This is a genomic window from Acidobacteriota bacterium, from assembly GCA_039028635.1.
Classification (GTDB): Bacteria; Acidobacteriota; Thermoanaerobaculia; order Multivoradales; family JBCCEF01; genus JBCCEF01.
This window is the reverse complement of sequence record JBCCHV010000049.1, coordinates 34430-49714: the sequence shown is the minus strand read 5'-3', so window position 1 is coordinate 49714 and position 15285 is coordinate 34430. Positions and strand designations below refer to the sequence as shown.

The window sequence follows — 15285 nt, the reverse complement described above, 5'->3', positions numbered from 1 at the left end:
GCAGCAAGAAGTCGGCGAAGTGGTCGAGGTAGGCCTCGTCGAGGTGCCCGGTCTCCCAGGGCCCATTGATGCCGGTCTCGCGATTCCAGTTGCCCGGGTCGATGAAGACCCGAACGATGTTGTAGCCGAAGACCGCCATGGTGGAGAGGGCCATCTCGATGGCCTGCGGGTCGTAGTCGGCGCCGAAGGTCGAGTGGTAACGCGGAGAGGTCGACGACAGGCGGACGTAGTTGTTGCCGCGGGGCGTGAGGCGCTCGCCGGTGGCCGCGAGGCGAAACTCGCCGGCGACCGCCTCGATGCGCGGTAGGGGTTCGATTTCGGGGACCGGGTTGGCCAGCGTCGCCATCGGGAAGGACGCCAGCAGAGTCGGGAGAAGGACTTTTAGTCTTTTGATGAGTCACCGCCTGGCTGAAAGTTGTTTCGAGGAGACTGCCGTGAGGGCCGGGAGCCGGGCGGCGAGAACCTCCGCCGCCCGGCTCCTTTCGCTTCCGAGCGTCCTGAATCAGGTCGAACGACGCCGCAGCACCCGCATCGCCGTCACCAGCAGCAGGCCGACCATCGCCAACAGGCCGTAGGTGCCGAGGGTCGGAATGGCGATCACCGGTGCTGCGGAGACGAAGGTGCAAGCCACCGCCTCGCCGTCGCCGAGCTCGATGGTGGCGGTGGCGGTGTCGAGGTCGACGAGGGTGTCGCCGCTCGGGTCGACGCACTCGATGTCGGTCAGCGGCAGGTTCGCGACCGCCAGCTCGGTCACCAGATAGGTCCCAGGAGCCACCATGAAGGTCTCGCTGGTGGGCAGCGTCGGATCGGCGTCGTCGTCGAGGCTGAAGCCGCCGAGGTCGCCGGTGTAGTCGAAGTCCTGCGGCGAGTCCGGCACGACGTCCTTGGTGATGGTGATGGAGCCGTCCTCGACACTCACGAAGGTGCAGGTGACGGTCTCGCCGGCGAGCAGGTCGACGCTCACCGTCCGGGTGCCGAGGTCGCCGGTCGAGATGCCGCTCGGGTCGCTGCAGAACAGGTCGGTCAGAGTGAAGCCGGCGACCACCGAGGCGGTGACGTTGTAGATGCCGGCGGGGACGAAGAAGGATTGTGAGGCCAGCAGCGTCGGGTCGGTGTCGTCGTCGAGGCTGAAGGCGCCGAGGTCGCCGGTGAAAGCGAAGTCTTGAGGCCCGTCGGGGATGGTGTCCTGGGAGACGATCACCTGGCCGGTGGAGCTCGGGCAGCCGGTGGGAGGAGCCGCCAGGAAGGGGGCGAAGAGAACGTCGCTGCTGACCGAGTCGCCGGCGCCCGGTCCGACGCCGGAAGGACCATCCGGTGACCCCCACCAGTTGTCGACGAAGCTGGTGCCGGCGCCGGTGGTGTTGTCGACGCCGGTGCCGTTGAAGGCCAGACAGTTGCCGTCGGAGGCGGCCTCGAAGGACGAGCCGGCGCCTTCCAGGAAGACACCGGTGCCGTTGTTCAGGATGCGGTTGCTCTGCACCTGCAGGCTGGCGCCCAACTCGAGGCGGATGCCGATGGCGTTGGGCAGCGCCAGGGCGGCGCCGAGGTCGGTGCCGATGAAGTTGCCGACGACGGCGTTCGAGCTCGAGGTGGCGCCCGAGGTCGCGATGGCGGCTTCGGTGTTGGCGGCGATGACGTTGGCGGCGCCGGCGGCGGCACCGCCGACGGTGTTGGAAGACAGCGCCGTCACCCCATCGCTGGCCAGGGAGATGCCGTGGATGCCGTTGCCGAGGGGCAGCGTACCCGACACGTCGGTGCCGATGAAGTTGCCGGCTACCGTGTTGCCGCTGGTGGCATCGCTGCCGGTGGCGATGCGGATACCGGTACCGTTGTTGCCCGAGATGACGTTGCGAGCCGCGCTGCTGGTGCCGCCGACGGTGTTGTCGGAAGCGCTGATGATCAACATGCCGGAGCCGTTGGGAAGGGCCACGGTGCCGCTGACGTCGGTGCCGATGAAGTTGCCCGCCACCAGGTTTTCGCTGGCTCCGGAGTTGATCAAGATGCCGCGGCCGTTGTTGCCGGAGATGACATTGCGAGCGGCGGCGAGCAGTCCTCCGACGGTGTTCTGAGCCGTTTGGAGCTGTACTCCCAAGCCGTTGGGGAGGGCGGCGCTGCCGGTGGCGTCGGTGCCGATGAAGTTGCCGGCAATCACCGTCGAGCTGCCGTTGACCCGCACGCCCTCGCTGCCATTGCCGGAGATGACATTGCCGGCGCCGGCCACCGAGCCGCCGATGGTGTTGGAGGTCGCCCCGCCGCCGGTGATCCAGATGCCGCGCTGGGTGTTGCCGCGGTCGAGGGTGCCGGAGGCGTCGGTACCGATGTAGTTGCCCTGGACGGTGTTGTCCGGGGCGGCGGTCTGAAAGCTGATGCCGTGGACGCCGTTGGCCGAGATGACGTTGCGGTCGGCCGGGGCGGTGCCACCGATCAGGGCCGTCGAGCAGGCGATGCAGCGCACGCCGACGCCGCCATTGCCGGCGGCGGTCGAGCCGTCGGCGGCGAGGCCGACGAAGTTGCCGGCGATCACTTGCCCGGTGCTGGCGGCGGGGTTGTTGATGCCGGCGCCGGGAAAGCCGCCGATGGCGAGACCGCGCACGGTGCATCCGGAAGCGGAGAGGGTCAAGCCGGCGCCGCCACCGAGGGCAGAGCCGTCGAGCTCGATCAGGATCACCGCATCGGAACCCACCGCCAGGGTGTTGGCCGAGGCCCCCGGCTGGCTATAGCCGTCGATGGTCAAGGCCTCGGTCACGGCCGGTAGCGCCGAGCCGGTGACGGCGATGGTCTGAACGCCGCCGCCGGCGATGTCGAACTCGATGTCGTCCGGACCGGCGGCGCCATTGGCGGCGAGGATGGCTTCGCGCAGGGAGCAGTGGACGCCGTCACAGCTGGCGTCGTTGACGTCGTCCGCGGCGTTGACGGTGAAGGTCGCGGCCAGCGCTCCGGGCACGGCGAAGGCCGTCGAGATGATCGCGACCAGGGCGAATCTCCCGACGACCTTCGCCACCGTCCAGACCTGGCGAGCCGGTGGGCTCGAGCCGGCCTGGGGCCCCTGTGAAAAGTTTGTGAGTCGTCCTCGATGGTTGGTTTTCATGGGTGAGCTACCCTCCGCCTGAAGTTGATCCGAGTTGGTTCATGGCCGCCGGTGCAGGACGGCACCGGCGGCCTCATGGAAGGGCCTTTGTGCAAGGCGAGGGCCAGCGGACTCAGAGCTCGCGGCGGGTTCTCTGGGAGGCTTGCAGGGAGGCCCTCGAGATCGCTGAAAAGCCCTGGTTTCAGGACTTCTTCAGCGGATCAGGAAGGGGAGGAGAGGGCCGCTGCCAGGGGGCTTGCTGCTCGCCAGGAGATGGCGGGTGCACGAATTCGAGCCTTGGGTGCTCGGTTCTAGCAGGCAACGAAAACGGCCGGGGACCGCTCCTGGGAGCGACCCCCGGCCGTGGGAACCGAGAGGGGAGTCTGCCGGCCGATCACCGGCAGGTGGCTTGCGCCTAGAGGTCGACGACTTTCAGGGCCTGGCTCATCAGCACCACCGGCATCTCGACGTGGACCTCGGTGCCGGGCTCGGAGACGTCGATCACCAGGCTGTTGCGGACCTTGCGCACCTCCACCGAGTCGTCGCCATCGAGGACTTCGACGATGGTGGCGTCGGGCATGGCGCGGAACTCGTCGATCACCTCGCGAACGTGCGGCGCCCAAGGGCCGACCTCGGAGCGGATCTCGGCGCGCTCGTCTTCCGGAATGAAGCGCGTCGCCGCCGACATGGCGAGGCCGACCAGGGCCGCCGGCACGGTGATGTTGATCGCCGGCTCTCCGACTTCCTGCACCGAGACGTGGACCATCCCGGCGTGGCGCACGCTGGCGACCGCGATGCCGGCGGCGCCGACGGTGCCGACCAACATGACGCAGGTCAGGCCGATGGCGATCCAGAAGGCTTTCTTCATCATGGCTCTCTCCTCTCGGACCTAGCGCGATTCGGCGTAGTGATCGACCCACACCCGCACCCGGGTGTCGTCGTCGGTCACCGTCACCAGCTCCCCGGCGCCGCGATCGGCGAGGGCCTGGATGGCGCCCATCAGGTTGATTTCATTGCCGTCTCCGGAGAGCAGGGCGTCGACCACCTCGAGGGGCAGGCGGGCGTCGATGTGAGAACCGTCCCGGGACTCGACGGTGGCGACTCGCAGGTAGCCGTCCTCCTTGCGCACCTGAAGGCGCTGGTCCTTGTCGTCGATGTCGACGAAGACGGCGTCCTGGGTGTCCTCGAAGGACTGCCAGAGCTCGCGCAGCTCGGCGATGCTCCAGTCGGTGTCGTCGATGCGAATGCGGCCGTGCTCGATCTCGTCGGCGGGCAGCATGGCGAGGGCCTTCTCGGCGATGCTCAGGGGCAGGTTGACGCGCACCTGGGTGCCGTCTTCGCCCTCGTCGACGGTGACGTGGAGCCAGAGGTCGGAGGCGGCGGCGGAGCCGGCGGCGAGTAACAGGATCAGGCTGAAGCTGAGGAGCTTGAATGCTTTCATGGGGCGTGATCTCCTAGATTGCTATGGGTCAGCGAGCGAGCTCTCGAGATCGATCTCGTGGCGTTCATCCCACACCACGGTCGCGGTGGCGAGAATGTTTCGCTGCGCGACGCAATTCGCTTCTTCGGAGGTCCTCGTGATGAGCCGAGCTGCCCAGCAAACCCTCGATCGGCGCCGTTTCGGTGCCCTGCTATTGAGCTTTGGCGTCGCCGGGGGAGCTTTTCCGAAACTGCTCTGGGCCGCCGAGCAGGAAGCGCCGATCACGCGCCAAGACCTGCAGCACGCCGAGGCCTTGGCGGGCCTCGAGTTCAGCGACCAGGAGCGCGATCTGATGCTCGAAGGCCTGGCCGAGCTGCGCGCCGACTACCAGGCCCTGCGGCAGGTCGCGGTGGCCAACGAGATCGCCCCGGCGCAGACCTTCGCCGTCCTGCCGGTCGCGGACCGCGACGATCCCGGGCCGTCGCGGCGCAGTCCGGTGGAAGTCGGCGCGGCGCCCGCGGCGGTCGAGGATCTCGCCTTCCGTCCGGTCACCGAGCTGGCGGCGAAGATCGAAGCCCGGCAGGTGAGCTCCGTCGCCCTGACCCGGATGTATCTCTCGCGGCTCGAGCGCTGGGACGGCCTGCTCGAGTGCGTCACCACCCGCTTGCCGGAGCGCGCCATGGCGCAGGCCGAGGCCGCCGATCGCGAGATCGCCGCCGGTCGCTATCGTGGACCGCTGCACGGCGTCCCCTGGGGAGCCAAGGATCTCCTGGCGGTGGCCGGCCATCCCACCACCTGGGGGGCGGAGCCCTTCAAAGATCAGGTGATCGACGAGGATGCCGAGGTGGTGCGTCGGCTCGACGCGGCCGGCGCCGTGCTGGTCGCCAAGCTCACCCTCGGGGCCCTCGCCTGGGGCGATGTCTGGTTCGGCGGCAAGACGCGCAACCCGTGGAATCCGGAACAGGGCTCGAGCGGTTCGTCGGCGGGCTCGGCGTCGGCGACGGCGGCCGGGCTGGTGGCCTTCGCCATCGGCACCGAGACCTGGGGCTCGATCGTGTCGCCGTGCACTCGCTGCGGCGTGACCGGCCTGCGGCCGACCTTCGGCAGGGTGAGCCGGCAGGGCGCCATGGCCCTCTCCTGGACGATGGACAAGATCGGCCCGATCGCCCGCTCGGTGGAGGACTGCGCCCTCATCTTCGACGCCATCCACGGCGGTGCGATGGGCGGTGATCCCAGCCTCGTCGACCGGCCCTTCCGCTGGGATGCGCAGCGCGATCCCAGGACCCTCAAGGTGGGCTATGTCCGCTCCCTGTTCGAGGCGCCGGTGGAGGAGAGCGACGACGCCGAGGTGCGAGCCATGGATCGTGCCGCCCTCGCTCGACTGCGCACCCTCGGCATCGAGCTGACTCCCTGGGAGCTGCCCGACGACCTGCCGGTGAGTCACCTCTCGTTCATCTTGAGCGCCGAAGCGGCGACCGCCTTCGACGACCTGACGCGCAGTGGCGACGACGATCGCCTGGTGCGGCAGATCGCCAACGCCTGGCCCAACGTGTTTCGCCAGGCGCGCACCATTCCGGCCGTCGAGTATCTGCAGGCGAGCCGCATTCGCCGCCTGGTGATGGCGCGCCTCGAGGCGGCCCTCGGCGATCTCGACGCCTATGTGGTGCCGTCCTTCGGCGGCAACAATCTGCTGCTCACCAACCTCACCGGTCATCCGACGGTGGTGGTGCCGCACGGCTTCCGCAAAGACGGTACGCCGGCGTCGATCAGCTTCGTTGGGCGCTTGTTCGGGGAGTCGGACGTGCTCCGCCTGGCCCACGCCTATCAGCAGGCGACGGACTTCCATCGTCGGGCGCCGGACCTCGCCGCCGGGGCGCGACGCAAGGCGGACTGACCGTTCGGCCGCGACGCGAGGCGACCGGGACGAGCCATGGCGACATCGGGGATCAGGATCAGCGCTGGGCTCGGATGGCTGTCGGTCGCCGGGATAGTGCTCACCCTCGCTGGTTGCCTCGAGCCGGCGCCCTTCGAGGATCCGCCCAACATCCTCCTCGTCGTCACCGACGATCAACGCTGGGACACGCTGTCGGCAATGCCGCGAATGGCGGCCGCCCTCGGTCCGCGCGGGGTGCGGTTCGACAACGCCTTCGTGACCAACCCGGTGTGCTGCCCCTTCCGCTCGAGCCTGCTGGCGGGTGGCTTCTACTCCCATGAAACCGGCGTACTGACGGCCACGCCGGCCAATGGCGCAGCGCCGCGGTTCGACGATCGAAGGACCTTGGGGACCCTGCTCCAGGAGCAGGGCTACCGCACCGGCCTGATCGGCAAGTACCTCAATCGCTACGACTTGATCGCACCGCGGGTGCCGCCCGGCTGGGACTTCTTCTTCGCCTCTCAGGAGCCCCACGACTGGTACCGGACGCCCTGGATCCGGGGCTCGAGCGGGCCGCGCCACGCGACCGTCGGCGAAGCCTATGTCTCCGAGCGTCACATCACCCGGGTCGAGCGCAGCCAGGCCCTCGCTTTCCTGGGAGTCGATGATCCGCGCCCCTTCTTCTTGATGGTCGCCACCCACGCGCCCCATCGTCCGGCGATCGCTCCCCAGAAGGACCGTCGGCTCTACCGTGACTTCGAGTACCGGGATCGCGCCTGGGGCGAAGAGGATCTCTCGGACAAGCCCGACTACGTGCGTCGTCGGCAGGGTTTCTTCGAGCGCGAGCAGACCCTCGGAGGACGCCTGGTCGATCTGCCGCAGCGCCAGCTGGCGTCGCTGCAGTTGGTCGATCGGCTGGTGGTCGGGCTTCTGGGGGCCCTCGAAGCCGCCGGCGAGAGCGACCGTACGGTGGTCATTTTCACCTCCGACAACGGCATGCTGTGGGGGGAGCACCGCCTTTACACCAAGGCCATGCCCTACGAGGAGGCGATCCGAGTGCCGCTGTTGATTCGGGCTCCGGGATCGCTCTCGCGGGTCGTCGAGTCGCTAGTCGCCGTCGATCTCGACGTTGCCGCCACCGTTCTCGATTTCGCCGGTGTCCGCTTCGACGGCCGGGGTCACAGTCTGCGTCCCTGGCTGATGGGCGACCACGGGGTGGATCGGTCCGAAATTCTCCTCGAGGGCTTCGGGGTCGATCCGGACGTCACGCCGGCCTGGACTGCGGTGCGGACCGCTGACTGGAAGCTGGTCGAGTACGCCACCGGCGAGCGCGAGCTCTACGACCTGCGGACGGACCCCTTCGAGGAGAACAGCCGCCACCGGGAGCCGGCGCAGCAGGCGCACATCGCCGACCTCACCAGCCGTCTCGAGGGCTTCCGTGGCCTGGCGATTGCCGATTCGGTTTACCTTCCGCCGGCCCAGGTCGGGGCTTCCTTCGAGTATCGCTTTAGCGCCCGAGGGGGGAGCGGCTCCCGCCATTGGCAGCGGATCGCCGGCTCTGTGCCGCCCGGCCTCGCGGTCGCCCCCGACGGCTCCCTGGCCGGAGTCCCTCGGAGGGCGGGGGATTTTCGCTTCACTCTCGAGGTCGAGGACGCATCGACTTCGCCGGTCACCGGCAAGCCGCAGAGCCACCGACGCCAGTTCCACCTTTCGGTCTCACCCTGAGCTGTCGCTTTTGGCGCTTCGTTGGTGTCGTATCGATGTCGTCATAAAAACTACGACTGTAGTAGAATGGCTTCTCGAACAACCTAGAGGAGCTTTCCGTTCATGGCCAAGATTCTGCGCATTGCCCTTTTCGCTCTGCCCCTGCTCTTTCTGCTGGTGTCGCCGGTGGCTGCCTCGGACGCCGACGAGGCAGCGGTGCGGGCAGCCCTCGAGAACTACTTCCGCGGCCACGCCACCGGAGACGGCGCTCACCACCGCAAGGTCTTCCATCCGCGATCGAGCCTGTGGTGGGTGCGCGACGGTAACCTGAACGAGCGCTCCAGCGAGGAGTACATCTCGCGCCACAAGGGAGAGGCGCCGGAGGACGAGGCCGATCGCAAGCGCCGCATCGTCTTCGTCGACGTCACCGGCGAGGCGGCGGTGGCCAAGATCGAGCTCGACTATCCGGGAGTCCTGATCACCGACTACATGTCGCTGCTCAAGATCGACGGCGAGTGGCGCATCATCAGCAAGATCTTCAGCTCGAAACGATAGATCCGGCCGGTCGATCCCGGAGGGGACTTCCTGGCAGCTGCCGGGATTTGGTGGTTCCCCCTCCTTCGTCGGGGTGATAGAACCCTCCCGAAGCGTTCGGCGCGGCAGTCGTCGAGGTCGGGCGCCGGTGGAATGACGGGAGCGGCTCCGCGGCGCGCCAGCCCTCCCGATCGCGATCGTCTTCGGGAGGGTGTTGTCTCATGCGGTGGCCTCCGTTCGGCCGGCTGGCCCTCGGCTTCGGGTCGGCTTTGGTGTTGCTCTGGTTGCTCGATGTCTCGGGCACCTGGTCCGGCCTGGTCTTGGCCCGCGGCGCGGCTTTGCTCACCGTTCTCGCCGCCGGCGGGGCGGCCATCAGGCTGTTGGCGGTGCGGCCGGAGCTGCGCTGGCCGGCGGCCTTTCTCGCCCTTTCCCTGCTGGTGCGGTTCGTCGGCATCGACCATGAGGTCCACGGGCGCTACTACGCCGACGAAGGCACTTATTACAAACAGGCGAGCCTGATCAATCAGGGACGCCTGTTCTCGCCCTCCTTCAACTACCCCCACTTGCTCTACTGGGCCGGGGCCTTCGCTCTCTGGCTCAGCGAGCTGCTCCCTGGCCTCGCCGCCGGCCTCGCCGACCACCTCTACGGCGTGCGCGAGCCCCTGGCGCGCTCGTGGCTGACGCTGCGCGCGGTGGTCGCCCTGAGCAGCGCTTTGACGGTGCCGCCGGTGTGGTTTCTGGCGCGCCGCCTGGCGGGGCCCCTGGCCGCTGCCGTCGCGGCACTGCTCACCATCGCTTCGCCGCTCCTCAACCAGCAAAGCCACCTGATCATCTGCGATGTGCCCTCGGCCTTCTTCGCCACCTGGTGTCTGGCCTTGGTGGGGCGCCTGGCGGAGCGCGAGGGCTGGCGCGATTACCTGCTCGCCGGGGTCGCCTCGGGCCTGGCGGCGGCGAGCAAGTACCCCGCCGGCGTGGTGGCGGTGGCGATCGTCGCCGTTTGGCTCTTTCATCGCCTGCGCTCGCGCGATTGGCGCTGGGGATTGTTTGGCGCCGGCGCCGCCTCGCTGGGAGCATTCTTGCTGGTGATGCCGGCGATCTTCGTCTACCCGCAGGCGGCCTTTGCCGGTAAGCGCGGCATCTTCTTCGGCGTGCGCCAGTATGCCGGCGGCGGCTGGCTCGGCGTCCAGCCCACCAGCCACGCCGCCTGGTATGGCGAGGAGCTGGTGACGACCTTCGGCCTGGTGGCCCTCGGTGCCGGCTTGATCGGTCTGCTCTTGCAGCGCCGCGAAGTGCTGCGCCGCCTGGCCTGGAACCTGCCCTATCCGGTGCTCTTCCTGGCGATGATGGTGGGCATGACGATGGTGGTGAAGCGCAATCTGCTGCCGGTGCTGCCGGCGCTGGCGGTGATCCTCGGCGTCGGTCTGGCGGGGTGGTGGCGGTCGCGCCCTACCGGAGGATCCTTCGGCTGGCGCAACGGCCTGGCGCTAGTGGTGCTGCTGCTGGCGCTCGCCGGCCCTCTGCACGCCACCTGGCAGCAGAGCCACGGCCTGGCTGCGCCGAGCAATCGCGAGGTCGCTCTCGAGTGGATCCGCCAGCACGTCCCGGCCGGCGCCCGCTTCGTCAAGGAGTCCTACACGCCGCGCCTTTCGCAGGGGCAGTATCCCCACCTCAAGGCGCGTTTCGCGGGCCGCTTCTCACTGGCCGAGATCCGCCACCCGAGCAACGACTATCTGCTGCTGGCGAGCGCCGCCTACCGGCGCTTTCTCAAACCCGAGGAGCTGACCAAAGAGCATCACCGGGTGTTCGCTGAGCGCTATCGCCGCATCTTCGACGAGATGGAGCCACTGGTCGAGTTTCCTCCCAACCCGACCCGTCTTGGTCCGCTGCTGCGCCTCTACGCCCTCGACCCGCTCGTGCCGGACCTCCGCCGCCAGCGTCGCTACACTGCCGAGGAGGCTTTCTGCAGCGCCGGCGTGGAGTCTCGGGAGGCCGGTCTGGCCTTCGTCGGGGAAGGCGCCTGGTGTGTCTTCAAAGGCTACTTCGCGGCCGGGCCTCATCGCCTGCAGGCCGCTGCCACGGCCACCGCCGACATCGCGGTGCGGGCGCGCGAAGGAACGGCGATAGGCTCGGTGGTGTCGGCGGAGGAGATCGCTCTGCCGACGGACGGCAAGTATTTCTTCTATGTCCGCATTCCGGCGGGCGAGCGCCTCACCGCCTTCGAGGTGGCGGCGCCGGCGGCGGAATCGCAGCCGGAGAGCTCGAGCCATGGCAGCACCCCGTGACCTGCAAGACCTGCGCGAGACCATCGAGGCGATCGATCGCGACCTGCTGACCCTGCTGCGTCGGCGCATGGACCAGGTCGATGCCATCGCCGACGCCAAGATCCAGGCCGCCTCACCGTTCCGCGATCGCGAGCGCGAGGACCGAGTGTTCCAGCGGGTGCGCCAGATCGCCCGCTCCCTCGATCTCGACAGCCATCGCGTCGAGCAGCTCTACCGGCAGATCATGGAGATGTCGATCGCGCGCCAGCAGGAGCACCTGCGCAGCAAGGCCGAGGCGCCGCTGCGGGTCGCCTATCAAGGAGTGGAGGGCTCGTACAGCCATCTTGCCGCCCAGGGGCGCTACGGCGGTCGTCCTGGCGGGGCCCTGCTGACCGGCTTCGAGAGCTTTCACCAGGCCGCCGAGGCGGTGCGTCGCGGCGAGGCCGATTTCGCCCTGCTGCCGGTGGAGAACTCGACCGCCGGCAGCATCCTCCAAACCTACGACGAGCTGGCGTCCGGCGATCTGGTGATCACCGGCGAGGTGATTCGGGCCATCGAGCACTGTCTGCTGGCTCTGCCCGGTGCCCGCTTCGACGATCTGCGCCGGGTGCTGTCGCACCCGCAGGGGCTGCTGCAGTGCGAGGAATTCCTGCGCCGGCACCCCCAACTCGAGCCGCGGGCCGAGTTCGATACCGCCGGGGCGGCGCGCAAGGTGCGCCAGGGGGGCGATCCGACGGTGGCCGCGATCGCCAGCGAGTCGGCGGCCAAGGTCTACGGTCTCGAGATCATGGAACGCGGCATCCAGACCGCCGCCGGCAACGCCACCCGCTTCTTCGAGGTCGGCATCGAGGCGGCCCTCTGTCCCCCAGACGTCGACTGTAAGACCTCGCTGCAGCTCGTCCTGTCCCACACGCCGGGAGCCCTCGGCAAGGTCTTGACCACCCTCGCCGAGCACAACGTCAACGTCTGCAAGCTCGAGAGCCGTCCGCGCGCCGGCACTCCCTGGGAGTATCGTTTCTATCTCGATCTCGAGGGCCATGGTGACCACGAGCGGGTGGCCGCCGCGATCGCCGCGGTGCGCCCCTTGACGGTCGAGATGGCTCGGCTCGGAACCTATCCCAAGGGCTGAGCAGGAGCGCGGTCGGCAGGGGCTGGAACAGCCGAGGAGGACTGGACATGAAGGCCTTGCGAGTGCATCGATTCGGCGGTCCCGAGGTGCTGCAGGTCGACGAGGTGGCGGATCCGCTGCCGGCGGCCGGCGAAGTGCTGATCGAAGTGCGGGCAGCCGGGGTCAATCCGGTCGACACCTACGTGCGCTCCGGTACCTACGAGCGCCTGCCGCCGCTGCCCTACGTTCCCGGCGGCGACGCCGCCGGCGTGGTGATGGCCGTCGGCAAGGGAGTCGGCGACTTCGAGGCCGGTGACCGGGTCTACACGGCGGGCGGCTCTCAGGGCCTTCTCACCGGGGCTTGCGCCGAGCGCATGGTGGTGCGCGAGAGCCAGCTTCGGCGATTGCCGCAGGCCGCGTCCTTCGCCCAAGGGGCGGCCCTCGGAGTGCCCTGGGCGACCGCCTTCCGGGGGCTGGTCCAGATCGGCGGCGGCCGCTCCGGAGAGACCGTCTTCGTGCACGGCGCGAGCGGCTCCGTCGGGCTGGCGGCGGTGCAGATCGCCTGCGCCCGGGGCCTCGATGTGTTGGGCTCGGCGGGGACCCCCGAAGGCCTCGACCTGGTCCGCGATGCCGGTGCGTCGCAGGCCTTCGACCACACTGCCGAGGGCTATCTCGCGGCGGTGCGCCAGGCCACCGGCGGCGATGGGCCCGATCTGATCCTCGAGATGGCGGCGCACCTCAATCTCGACCGTGACCTCGAGCTCGCGGCGCCGGGTGGACGGATCGTCATCATCGGCAGCCGCGGCAGGGTCGAGGTCGATCCCCGCGCTGCCCTCAGCAAGGACTTGACGGTGCGGGGATTCGCTCTGTCGAGCAGCTCGCCGGAAGCCATGGACGAGATCCATCGCGGCTTGTTCAGCGGCCTCGAGAGCGGTGCTTTCGTCCCGCTGGTCGGGGCCGAGCTGCCGCTCGCCGATGGCGGCCGAGGTCACCTCCTGGCCGTCGAGCCCGGGGTCTACGGCAAAGTCGTCCTGCTGCCTTGAAGCGCTTCGCCCTGCGGTAGCGCCGCGCCGGCTGGCTCGAGTCGGCGTCGACCCGATCGTGGGTCGATCCAGCCTGGGCCCGGTCCGCCCTCGGGCTGAGCTGAGGGATCGCCTCGCCGGGCTCCGTAAGAGCTTTATTTCTCAGTATTCGCCGCAAGGTCGAAATGGAATCGCCCCGTGGTGTCACTTCTCGGCAGAGGCCTCTGCCAGCGCTGAGAAATTTCTCGATCTTCGAGATCTTCGAAGGCTTCGGCTGCTTGGTCTCTTGGTGTGCAGATGGGCGGTGTTGGCCGCCCTCTCGTCATTTTCTTCGAAGGAGTGAGCTATGAGTTTTCGTCTACCGGTCGCGTCGTGCTGTCTTGTCCTTTTATCGGTGGTCGCCTGTGGTCCCCCGGCGGGTGATCAGGAGGAGCCCGAGGTCGATCTCGAGGTCTGTACCGATCCCACCAGCCTCGACCTCGCCTGCTCGGCTCTGCCCGACGTTCCCGCCGCGCCCCAGCAGCCGGACTACGACTACTTCTCCTGGAACAGCTTCATCGCCCTCAACTGGCCGGCGGTCGATCCCTCCGCCGGCAACAGCTATGCGCGCGGCTTCCCGGACAGCTCGGCGAGCTTCACCGATACGACCGCCGGTGACCTCGACTCGCTGGTGGTGTGGGAGACCTTCAAGGAGAAGCGAGAGATCTTCGATTTCGGCCCCGGACCGCTGCCGACGCCGAACCCACAGCCGCCGGGCCAGTGGCGCCAGGCGGTGAGCTACTTCGGCAACGTCGGAGGCGACATCGTCGACTGTCCGGGGGCTGGCGGTGCGGACGGCTCGGAGGTCCTCTTCCAGAGCTCGAAGTCGCTGCCGGACAGCCTCGACGAGACCCTCGAGGTGCTCTCCGAGGCACGCGAGTCGACGGCCCAGCTCTGCGGCGGCTACACCACCGGACCCAAGGCCCAGACCTGCCAGCAGGTCGCCGGCCATGCGGTGTCGCCCCACGTCTGGAAGGGGCTGCCGACGGACGCCAATCCGCAGCCCATCCGCTACGAGGTCAAGGTCAACTGGGACTTCTTCAACTACGTCGCCTTCGGCAGCGAAACGACCACGACGGCGACTTACACGGACCTCTACAAGGACTCGGTGAAGCAGGCGGCGATGCAGGATCCGGAGGCGCCCTTGCGCCTGCCTTACCGCTCGAACTCCAGCACCCGGCCGAACGGCCAGCCGGAGACGCCTCGCAAGCCCAACAAGTACGCCGTCCTCGACTACTCGGCCCTCGACTGCATGCAGCAGAACATGAACGGACCGACCGATCCGACCCTCAATCCCTGTGCTTCCGGAGCGGTGCACACCAAGTCGGCCTGGATACCGCTCTATGACGAGAGCGACTACTCGCGCTACTACACCAAGAAGGCCCTCTACTACGTCTTCAACTCCGATACCCAGAAGGTGCAGTGCCAGGAGTCGATCTTCGGTCTGGTGGGCTTCCACATCATCCAGCGAATTCACCAGTCGAGTGGCCAAAAGGGCGTGGGCGGCACCTTCATCTTCTCGTCCTGGGAGCACAAGGAGCTGCAGGAGGGGGGCTACAACTACGTCGTCTATTGGGATGGCCGGCCCCTCGATGCGCCCAACAGCGCCGGCTTCTACCCCAACCCGCAGGTCCCGACGGCGGTGCTGCCGGTGAAGCGCCAGGTCAACACCGTGTTGCCCAACACCCAGCAGGTCAACGAAGACGTCTGGAGCGCCATCGCGGCAAGAAATCCCAACTCGCCGTGGCTCAACTACCGGCTCATCGGCACTCAGTTCCTGCCGGTGGATCTGAACGCCGTCACGCCGCCGACCTCGCCGAAGTTCCCGGTGTCGACCAATGATCCGCTGGGCATCGGTCAGCCGCAGTTCATGGCCAACCTCGCCCTCGAGACCAGTCTCGGCTTGCAGGACTTCAAGGGGCTGGCGGCACTGACGGTGGTCAACGGCAACTTCCTCGGCACCGAGCCGGTGAAATGTCCGGTGCCGCTGGTCGGCAACAAGTGTCCCAAGAAGATCGTCTCCAACACTTCGGCCGGGTTCGCCCGCGATGACTACAACCTCGCCTTCGGAACCTTGACCGAGTCTGGCGATATCGACGCCCGGGCCTACAATATGGGGGGCTGCATGGGCTGCCACGGCGTCGCCCAGCTACGCGGCAGCACCTTCAGCTTCGTGCTCCTCGCCGGTCAGGCCGGAGCCGATGCCGATACGGAGCAGACCTTCACCGAGCAGCCGCCGCCGAGTGTGCCCTAGGCC

The 15285-nt window shown here is 68.2% G+C and carries 11 protein-coding genes; 7 read left to right on the top strand and 4 right to left on the bottom strand.

Annotated elements, in window-relative coordinates; all coding sequences use genetic code 11:
- The 4 genes from AAF604_18145 to AAF604_18130 all read right to left on the bottom strand — a co-directional run.
- Positions 1-346 (bottom strand): hypothetical protein (locus tag AAF604_18145; GenBank protein MEM7051595.1); only part of this gene is annotated, 346 nt, incomplete at its 3' end.
- A 156-nt stretch (positions 347-502) separates the two neighbouring features.
- Positions 503-3088, bottom strand: a complete 2586-nt coding sequence (locus AAF604_18140; GenBank protein MEM7051594.1) for an IPTL-CTERM sorting domain-containing protein — start codon at positions 3086-3088, stop codon at positions 503-505.
- Positions 3089-3482: 394 nt separating this feature from the next.
- Positions 3483-3938 (bottom strand): hypothetical protein, encoded by a 456-nt coding sequence (locus tag AAF604_18135; protein MEM7051593.1) that lies wholly within the window; start codon positions 3936-3938, stop codon positions 3483-3485.
- Between the two features lie 18 nt (positions 3939-3956).
- Positions 3957-4508, bottom strand: coding sequence for a hypothetical protein (locus AAF604_18130; protein ID MEM7051592.1), 552 nt, complete (start codon positions 4506-4508; stop codon positions 3957-3959).
- A 139-nt stretch (positions 4509-4647) separates the two neighbouring features.
- Here AAF604_18130 and AAF604_18125 point away from each other — a divergent pair, with 139 nt between their 5' ends.
- From AAF604_18125 to AAF604_18095, 7 genes are all read left to right on the top strand, one after another.
- Positions 4648-6381 carry an amidase gene (locus AAF604_18125; GenBank protein ID MEM7051591.1) on the top strand — a complete coding sequence of 578 codons (1734 nt, stop codon included), beginning with the start codon at positions 4648-4650 and terminating at the stop codon, positions 6379-6381.
- A 36-nt stretch (positions 6382-6417) separates the two neighbouring features.
- On the top strand, positions 6418-8085 hold the full coding sequence (locus AAF604_18120; GenBank protein MEM7051590.1) for a sulfatase: 1668 nt from the start codon (positions 6418-6420) through the stop codon (positions 8083-8085).
- Positions 8086-8187: 102 nt separating this feature from the next.
- Positions 8188-8619, top strand: a complete 432-nt coding sequence (locus AAF604_18115; protein MEM7051589.1) for a nuclear transport factor 2 family protein — start codon at positions 8188-8190, stop codon at positions 8617-8619.
- Between the two features lie 200 nt (positions 8620-8819).
- Positions 8820-10880: a glycosyltransferase family 39 protein gene (locus AAF604_18110; protein ID MEM7051588.1), complete on the top strand. Its 2061-nt coding sequence runs from the start codon at positions 8820-8822 to the stop codon at positions 10878-10880.
- A complete protein-coding gene (locus tag AAF604_18105) occupies positions 10864-11988 on the top strand; it encodes a bifunctional chorismate mutase/prephenate dehydratase (protein ID MEM7051587.1) in 1125 nt (374 codons plus the stop codon). The genes AAF604_18110 and AAF604_18105 overlap by 17 nt, the downstream gene beginning before the upstream one ends.
- 47 nt (positions 11989-12035) lie before the next feature.
- Entirely contained in the window at positions 12036-13010 is a 975-nt protein-coding gene (locus tag AAF604_18100; protein MEM7051586.1) for an NADPH:quinone reductase, read from the top strand.
- 325 nt (positions 13011-13335) lie between these two features.
- Positions 13336-15282: a hypothetical protein gene (locus AAF604_18095; GenBank protein MEM7051585.1), complete on the top strand. Its 1947-nt coding sequence runs from the start codon at positions 13336-13338 to the stop codon at positions 15280-15282.
- The last annotated feature ends 3 nt before the right edge of the window (positions 15283-15285 follow it).

What these genes read in the sequence shown, in the direction of transcription:
- AAF604_18125 (MEM7051591.1), top strand. Translation starts at nt 4,648, where the DNA reads ATGAGCCGAGCTGCCCAGCAAACCCTCGATCGGCGCCGTTTCGGTGCC.
- AAF604_18140 (MEM7051594.1), bottom strand. Translation starts at nt 3,088, where the DNA reads ATGAAAACCAACCATCGAGGACGACTCACAAACTTTTCACAGGGGCCC.
- AAF604_18115 (MEM7051589.1), top strand. Translation starts at nt 8,188, where the DNA reads ATGGCCAAGATTCTGCGCATTGCCCTTTTCGCTCTGCCCCTGCTCTTT.
- AAF604_18095 (MEM7051585.1), top strand. Translation starts at nt 13,336, where the DNA reads ATGAGTTTTCGTCTACCGGTCGCGTCGTGCTGTCTTGTCCTTTTATCG.
- AAF604_18130 (MEM7051592.1), bottom strand. Translation starts at nt 4,508, where the DNA reads ATGAAAGCATTCAAGCTCCTCAGCTTCAGCCTGATCCTGTTACTCGCC.
- AAF604_18135 (MEM7051593.1), bottom strand. Translation starts at nt 3,938, where the DNA reads ATGATGAAGAAAGCCTTCTGGATCGCCATCGGCCTGACCTGCGTCATG.
- AAF604_18120 (MEM7051590.1), top strand. Translation starts at nt 6,418, where the DNA reads ATGGCGACATCGGGGATCAGGATCAGCGCTGGGCTCGGATGGCTGTCG.
- AAF604_18110 (MEM7051588.1), top strand. Translation starts at nt 8,820, where the DNA reads ATGCGGTGGCCTCCGTTCGGCCGGCTGGCCCTCGGCTTCGGGTCGGCT.
- AAF604_18105 (MEM7051587.1), top strand. Translation starts at nt 10,864, where the DNA reads ATGGCAGCACCCCGTGACCTGCAAGACCTGCGCGAGACCATCGAGGCG.
- AAF604_18100 (MEM7051586.1), top strand. Translation starts at nt 12,036, where the DNA reads ATGAAGGCCTTGCGAGTGCATCGATTCGGCGGTCCCGAGGTGCTGCAG.